Here is a 7,456-nt window from a genome sequence, read left to right as displayed (position 1 = left end):
TAGCCTTGGGAGATGGTCCTCCCGGATTCCGACGGAATTTCACGTGTTCCGCCGTACTCAGGATCCACTCAGGAGAGAACGAAGTTTTGACTACAGGGCTGTTACCTTCTATGGCGGGCCTTTCCAGACCTCTTCATCTACCTCGTTCTTTTGTAACTCCGTACAGAGTGTCCTACAACCCCAAGAGGCAAGCCTCTTGGTTTGGGCTAATCCCGTTTCGCTCGCCGCTACTCAGGGAATCGCATTTGCTTTCTCTTCCTCCGGGTACTTAGATGTTTCAGTTCCCCGGGTCTGCCTTCTCATATCCTATGAATTCAGATATGGATACCACTCCATTACGAGTGGTGGGTTTCCCCATTCGGAAATCTCCGGATCAAAGCTTGCTTACAGCTCCCCGAAGCATATCGGTGTTCGTCCCGTCCTTCATCGGCTCCTAGTGCCAAGGCATCCACCGTGCGCCCTTTCTAACTTAACCGTTAAAAAGAATCACTATGTGATATCTTGTATTACTAATTGAATGTGATGTCTACTGTTATCTAGTTTTCAAAGAACAACGTATAGGACATGCTAACACATGCGTTCCCACAGATGTGGCGCATTTAGCAGGTGTTCCTATGTTTTTGAAGGAATGATCCTTCAAAACTAAACAAGACAGGGAACGTTCTGTTTATAAGACCCAAGGTCTTATATTCCGTAATATATCCTTAGAAAGGAGGTGATCCAGCCGCACCTTCCGATACGGCTACCTTGTTACGACTTCACCCCAATCATCTGTCCCACCTTCGGCGGCTGGCTCCTAAAAGGTTACCTCACCGACTTCGGGTGTTACAAACTCTCGTGGTGTGACGGGCGGTGTGTACAAGGCCCGGGAACGTATTCACCGCGGCATGCTGATCCGCGATTACTAGCGATTCCAGCTTCACGCAGTCGAGTTGCAGACTGCGATCCGAACTGAGAACAGATTTGTGGGATTGGCTTAACCTCGCGGTTTCGCTGCCCTTTGTTCTGTCCATTGTAGCACGTGTGTAGCCCAGGTCATAAGGGGCATGATGATTTGACGTCATCCCCACCTTCCTCCGGTTTGTCACCGGCAGTCACCTTAGAGTGCCCAACTGAATGCTGGCAACTAAGATCAAGGGTTGCGCTCGTTGCGGGACTTAACCCAACATCTCACGACACGAGCTGACGACAACCATGCACCACCTGTCACTCTGCCCCCGAAGGGGACGTCCTATCTCTAGGATTGTCAGAGGATGTCAAGACCTGGTAAGGTTCTTCGCGTTGCTTCGAATTAAACCACATGCTCCACCGCTTGTGCGGGCCCCCGTCAATTCCTTTGAGTTTCAGTCTTGCGACCGTACTCCCCAGGCGGAGTGCTTAATGCGTTAGCTGCAGCACTAAGGGGCGGAAACCCCCTAACACTTAGCACTCATCGTTTACGGCGTGGACTACCAGGGTATCTAATCCTGTTCGCTCCCCACGCTTTCGCTCCTCAGCGTCAGTTACAGACCAGAGAGTCGCCTTCGCCACTGGTGTTCCTCCACATCTCTACGCATTTCACCGCTACACGTGGAATTCCACTCTCCTCTTCTGCACTCAAGTTCCCCAGTTTCCAATGACCCTCCCCGGTTGAGCCGGGGGCTTTCACATCAGACTTAAGAAACCGCCTGCGAGCCCTTTACGCCCAATAATTCCGGACAACGCTTGCCACCTACGTATTACCGCGGCTGCTGGCACGTAGTTAGCCGTGGCTTTCTGGTTAGGTACCGTCAAGGTACCGCCCTATTCGAACGGTACTTGTTCTTCCCTAACAACAGAGCTTTACGATCCGAAAACCTTCATCACTCACGCGGCGTTGCTCCGTCAGACTTTCGTCCATTGCGGAAGATTCCCTACTGCTGCCTCCCGTAGGAGTCTGGGCCGTGTCTCAGTCCCAGTGTGGCCGATCACCCTCTCAGGTCGGCTACGCATCGTTGCCTTGGTGAGCCGTTACCTCACCAACTAGCTAATGCGCCGCGGGTCCATCTGTAAGTGGTAGCCGAAGCCACCTTTTATGTTTGAACCATGCGGTTCAAACAAGCATCCGGTATTAGCCCCGGTTTCCCGGAGTTATCCCAGTCTTACAGGCAGGTTACCCACGTGTTACTCACCCGTCCGCCGCTAACATCAGGGAGCAAGCTCCCATCTGTCCGCTCGACTTGCATGTATTAGGCACGCCGCCAGCGTTCGTCCTGAGCCAGGATCAAACTCTCCGATAAAATGGATCACAGGTTAAGTTCACCGCAGGATGCGGTGACACCTGTGTGACCTGCGTCGTGCAGGCCTAGTTTGACTGACTACGCACATCGCTGTGCGATTTATAAAAAATGAATTAACAGGCACGTTTTGTCTTGTTTAGTTTTCAAAGATCATCCGTTGCCTCTCAACGAAGCAGCTTTACTAATATAACATTCCACTTCTTCATTGTCAACAACTTTTTTCAAATTGTTTTGAAGCTTCTTGTTTTGTCCGCTGTTCAGCAGCGACGTTTAATAATATAACACCTGTATTTATTTATTGCAATAGTTTTCACGAAAAAAATTCTATAAAATAAATAAACTATAATCCTCCTCATGTCATCTATCGTGTATTTATCATATAACTATATTAAAAGAACATCTACATCAGTAGAATGATCTTGTTGTTTTTTTCTTTTTCTTGTATAGTAGAAACGAATTAAATATTGATGACCACAAGGGGAGCATTAAAGCTGAGAGTGAGCGGTTTCGTTCTGACCCTTTGAACCTGTTAGTTAACGCTGGCGTAGGGATGTGGCAAAGTCAAATGAATTGCAGATCGTAAAGCAGTGCGTGGAACTTTTCTCATCCTTCCGCGTGCTGCTTTTTTGTTGTCCTTTTGGGTTGTCTATCGATGGAAGGGGATTTTTATGAATCAATCTAAGCAACTGGTTCGCCTTATTGAAATTGCAATTATGACTGCGGCTGCTGTTATTTTAGACATCGTCTCAGGAATGTTTCTTAGAATGCCTCAAGGTGGCTCGGTCTCCATCATGATGATACCGATCTTTTTGATTTCGTTTCGGTGGGGTGTTAAAGCAGGCCTTACTACCGGTCTGCTGACAGGTCTAGTTCAGATAGCGATCGGAAACTTATTCGCACAACATCCTATACAGCTTTTCCTAGATTATATTATCGCGTTCACAGCAATTGGAATAAGCGGCTGTTTCGCTTATACTGTCCGCAAAGCAGCTGCAGCAAAAACAAAAGGGAAATTGATTGTTTCAGTTGTCAGCGCAGTTTTTATCGGCAGTTTCCTGCGCTATGCCGCGCATGTCGTTTCAGGGGCTGTGTTTTTCGGCAGCTATGCTCCAAAAGGAACGCCGGTATGGATTTATTCTTTAACTTATAATGCAACTTATATGGTTCCTTCATTCATCATCTGTGCAATTGTCCTTTGTTTGTTATTTATGACAGCACCGCGTTTGCTCAAAACTGACAAAGCTTAACGTGACACCCCCCAGCGGATTCCGCTGGGGGGTGTTTTTTTCACCTGTTAAGAATCGTTTTCAAAGCAGAAAGATCCGGCCAGCCAAAACCTATTTCTTTCAGTCTTTCTCCGGCAATTTCAAAGTTGTCCTCCGCTTCTCTTTCAGGCGAATAGGACTGATAAAATGTAATCGAGGGGTTTTGCTCAATTACCCAAACAAACATGCTCGAAAAGCCCTGATGAAGCAAAAACTCTGCTCCTTTTGCTAAGAGTGCCCTGCCTGCACCTTGCCGCTGATACTTTTCTAAAAGGTAAATAGCATATAGCTCGCTGTCATAGCCTTCTTGTTCAGAGCGAATAGGACCAAATGAAGCAAAGCCGAATATTGAATCTTTTTCATCCTGAGCCACAAATAACCCCTTTAACGAACGGCTTTTCCATTTGTCTTCAAATTCCTTGTAGTTCAGACTGTTTAAGTATTCAGCCGGGACAATTCCGCGATATGTTGTCCTCCAACTGTCGACATGCACTTTTGCAATGTCCTTTATATCTTCTAACCTTGCTTCTCGTACAGTTACCATCTGGTTCTATCCTTTCCTTAGTCATTCTTCTCGTGTTTGGACTTCTTTTGCTTCTTTTATTTCATTTGTTAATTCGTTTATGCTTTGTTTTACGTTTCCTTTTCCTGAAAAGTTCTCAATCATTTCTTTCACGTCAATTCCCGATGATGCTTTTAAGCTTTCTTGAAGGCTTGACATTAAGTTTGTCGCATAGCTGGTTACTTTGTTGGCGCCGCTTGATTCACCGCTTCCCCCTGTATCAACAACAGTGATTTTATCAATATTTGAAAGAGGTGCCGCTGCTTGTTTCGCGTATTCCGGAAGCATTTTTACGATCATATCGAAAATCGCAGCCTGGCCGTACTGTTCAAAGGCAGCGGCAATTTTCTCTTTTGCTTCCGCTTCTGCAAGACCTTTTAGACGGATAACCTCAGCCTCTGTTTCCCCTTTCGCTTTTTCAGCTTCTGCTTTTGCAAGTCCGTCAATTCTGACTTTTTCCGCCTCTGCCTTCGCCATTGCTTCTATACTATACTTCTTGGCATCGGCTTCCGCGAGCTGCTTGGCTTTCTCAGCTGCTGCGGACTGCTCGACAGAATAACGGTCTGCATCGGCTTTTTTCTTTACCTCTGAATCGTATTGGCGTTCACGGCGAAGAATTTCTTTTTCTTCTAGTTCTATTTGTTTTTGACGTTCGATAATTTTAACCTGCATTTCCTGCTCTGTGACTTGCTTGCGCGCTCTGGCAGTCTCTAAATCATATGCCTGATCGGCATTCGCTTTTGCCGTATCTTGTTCTCTGCGGTATTCAGCCATTTTGAGCTGATTGGTTTTTTCAGCTTCAGCGATTTCCGTCGCCCGTTCAAGTTCTGATTTTTTCGCATCTTTATCGGCTTCCGCCCGCTTAATCCGGGTTTCTTTATCAGCCTCTGCTGTTGCGATATCAGCATCACGTTTTACTTGAGCAATTCTCGGTTTCCCTAATGATTCAAGATAACCGTTTTTATCACGTACATCTTTAATGGTAAAGGAGACAATCACAAGCCCCATTTTTGCGAGATCCTGTGAAGCGACACGCTGCACCTCTTGAGAGAATTTTTCTCTGTTTTTATAAATTTCTTCGACTGTCATTGAGCCGAGAATGGAACGAAGATGGCCTTCTAAAACCTCACGCGCTTCCTGCTCCCGGTCATCTTTTGATTTTCCTAAAAATTGTTCGGCCGCTGTAGCGATTTCCCCTATAGAACCGCCTATTTTAATAATCGCAGTTCCATCAGCCATTACAGGTACTCCTTGTTCTGTATAGACTTCAGGTGTAGAAACATCAAGTTTGCTTGATAATAGGCTCAGCGGCTCTGCCTGCTGGAAGACGGGAAGGACAAAGGTTCCTCCGCCGCGGACGATTTTAAGACGGTTGCCCCCTTCATCAACATGAACATTTTTATTACCAAGATAGCTCCCCGTTACGATTAACGCTTCGTCAGGCCCTGCCGTACGATACTTTGTGATAAAAACGGCTAACAGTGCAATTAATAAAAAGAATACAACTCCGATGACAATAATGATCGGCATAGTCATTTCACATTCCTCCTTGTTTTAAATAAATTCATGCGGAGTAACCGAAAGAACTCCGTTGTTGATATCTACGACCAAAACCGTTGTTCCGTAACTGATCTGCTGATTCTCAAAGCTGACCGCTGACTTCGAGATGGTGCCGCCTATCCCTTCAATGACCACTTCACCAAACCCGTCAACAGGAACAGCTGTAATCACTTTACCGATTCTCCCTCTTAGATCATCTTCTTTATAAGCCAATGATTCCTCTGCGGATGATAATGGTACCAGAACAAAAATGTGAAGCAATATCACCAGGATGAGCGAAAGGATGCAAGAGAAAAGAGCGGTCAACAGGCTGGACAGGGGCAATATGAGCTCGCCTATATACCCGGCTGCTGAAAAACATGTGAAAAACGCGAGCACCAATGTTGGATTAAGAAACGGAATGCCTTCTGACAGTCCTGCAAATACATCTCCGAAAAATAAAAATAATAGCGTAAGACTGCCCGCAATAATAAGCGTATAAAGATAAATCGTTTGTATAGGTACGCCAAACAACTCCAAATTCCTCATCCTTTCTTCATCAATGCATTGGTGAACGGCTGCCGTTACCATTTATACGAGACATAACGAAAAAAGGTTTCGAAATTTTTAGATAAAACACCCTTTTCGAAGTGCTTTATAAATGATAATTGCTTATATATATGGTAATGTCATTTTAGGAGGAGATATGATGAGTATCTTTAATGAAGCAAGATTAGAGACGTGGAACGAGGTAAAAGGACTTTCTGACGAAAAGCTGAATCAAAAGCCTTCTACTGAAGAATGGAGTATAAGGGAAGTTCTTGATCATTTGAAAAAAATCGATATGGCCGCACAACAAATGCTGAAGGAGCGTGTAAAGGAAGCTCCTGTTAAAGAAGTTGAAGAAAAAACGCTTGAGGTGGCACAGGACAGAAACAATAAGCGGAAAGCTCCGAGTCACCTAGAGCCTGAGCATGATTTTATTTCAGGCAGCCAAATGAAACGCGAGCTTGACGTGGTGAGAGAACAGCTGACAGCTGCAATTGCCTCGCTAAAAGAAGAAGATTTTGAGAGAGTGCTTCCGCATCCTGTGTTTCAGGAGCTGACTGTCAGACAGTGGATCGATTTTATCGGCCACCACGAAAAACGGCATCTCAGCCAGATTACAGAAATTAAAGAAAAGGTGGGAAGGGCCTGATTATTCAGACCCTTTCTGCTTTTCGTTTGACTTTTCTATGATAGGAATAAACTTTTATTTCATCGCCTGCGTAAACAGCGCCCGGTCTCTCAACAATACAGACAATCCCTCTTATGCCCAATGCGTGGCGGACGAAAGCCGGCGCCAGCTTCGGTTTTTCCTGATAATAAGACTGAATGACTTCACCCGGCTGGATACACGGATCATTTTCTCCCTCACATAGCAAAGCGGCACCGCTTGGAAAAATGAGCCGGCTCCCTTCTTTTAATGAAGTGAAATCGTGTATTCCGCTGACTGCGATATTCGCCCCGAGCCATTCCGGCAAAATACTCGACACTCCCATTTTTAAAGCCAACTCATCACATTCCTCTATTGAAACAATTGAAATTTGTCTGCGGTTAAAAATTTCGGTCCCCCTTGAAAACATTGGTTCTCTGGCTCCCGCTTTTTTGGTCAGTCCAAAATGCAAGTCACCGGGGATGCCGCCATAATCAATATCGAGCTTGTCCATTCGCTTTGTTACGAAACTTTCTGTATCTGCGATATACAAGCCTTCTGTTTTTGCAGTCATACGCTTCCACATCATTCGGCACCTTCCTTCTTCTCTAACATGTCCATTTATGTTTCATTATCC

The 7,456-nt window shown here is 45.5% G+C and carries 6 protein-coding genes, 2 rRNA genes and 1 riboswitch (1 of these 9 running past the window's edge); of the genes, 2 read left to right on the top strand and 6 right to left on the bottom strand.

The window, feature by feature from the left end; translation table 11 throughout:
* Positions 1–475, bottom strand: a 23S ribosomal RNA gene (locus tag ACMX2I_RS05840) (it extends 2,453 nt beyond the left edge of the window).
* Positions 476–708: 233 nt separating this feature from the next.
* Positions 709–2,258 (bottom strand): 16S ribosomal RNA (locus tag ACMX2I_RS05835).
* The 16S and 23S rRNA genes sit together here, the layout of an rRNA operon.
* Positions 2,259–2,724: 466 nt before the next feature.
* Positions 2,725–2,826, top strand: a riboswitch (TPP riboswitch).
* A gap of 100 nt (positions 2,827–2,926) precedes the next feature.
* Here ACMX2I_RS05835 and thiT point away from each other — a divergent pair.
* Complete coding sequence (thiT, locus tag ACMX2I_RS05830; RefSeq protein WP_414956439.1) at positions 2,927–3,505, top strand: energy-coupled thiamine transporter ThiT; 579 nt, start codon at positions 2,927–2,929, stop codon at positions 3,503–3,505.
* Positions 3,506–3,545: 40 nt separating this feature from the next.
* Here thiT and ACMX2I_RS05825 read toward each other — a convergent pair whose 3' ends face one another.
* From ACMX2I_RS05825 to ACMX2I_RS05815, 3 genes are read right to left on the bottom strand one after another with little or no spacing between them, the layout of a single operon-like run.
* Positions 3,546–4,067: a GNAT family N-acetyltransferase gene (locus tag ACMX2I_RS05825; protein ID WP_414956438.1), complete on the bottom strand. Its 522-nt coding sequence runs from the start codon at positions 4,065–4,067 to the stop codon at positions 3,546–3,548.
* A 21-nt stretch (positions 4,068–4,088) separates the two neighbouring features.
* The gene (gene floT / locus ACMX2I_RS05820) at positions 4,089–5,621 is read right to left on the bottom strand and encodes a flotillin lipid rafts scaffold protein FloT (protein WP_289347951.1); all 1,533 of its coding nucleotides are present in this window, start codon (positions 5,619–5,621) and stop codon (positions 4,089–4,091) included.
* A gap of 18 nt (positions 5,622–5,639) precedes the next feature.
* A complete protein-coding gene (locus ACMX2I_RS05815; RefSeq protein WP_414956437.1) occupies positions 5,640–6,164 on the bottom strand; it encodes a hypothetical protein in 525 nt (174 codons plus the stop codon).
* Between the two features lie 169 nt (positions 6,165–6,333).
* On the opposite strand from ACMX2I_RS05815, the gene ACMX2I_RS05810 reads away from it, so the two are divergent.
* Positions 6,334–6,822 (top strand): DinB family protein, encoded by a 489-nt coding sequence (locus ACMX2I_RS05810; RefSeq protein WP_414956436.1) that lies wholly within the window; start codon positions 6,334–6,336, stop codon positions 6,820–6,822.
* Between the two features lie 4 nt (positions 6,823–6,826).
* On the opposite strand, the gene ACMX2I_RS05805 is transcribed toward ACMX2I_RS05810, so the two are convergent.
* Positions 6,827–7,405, bottom strand: a complete 579-nt coding sequence (locus ACMX2I_RS05805; RefSeq protein ID WP_414958300.1) for an MOSC domain-containing protein — start codon at positions 7,403–7,405, stop codon at positions 6,827–6,829.
* Positions 7,406–7,456: the final 51 nt, after the last annotated feature.

It is taken from the genome of Bacillus sp. SW14 (assembly GCF_047608225.1).
GTDB lineage: Bacteria > Bacillota > Bacilli > Bacillales > Bacillaceae > Bacillus > Bacillus subtilis_G.
The sequence above is the reverse complement of the archived record's forward strand: the minus strand, read 5'-3'. Positions and strand labels throughout refer to the sequence as shown.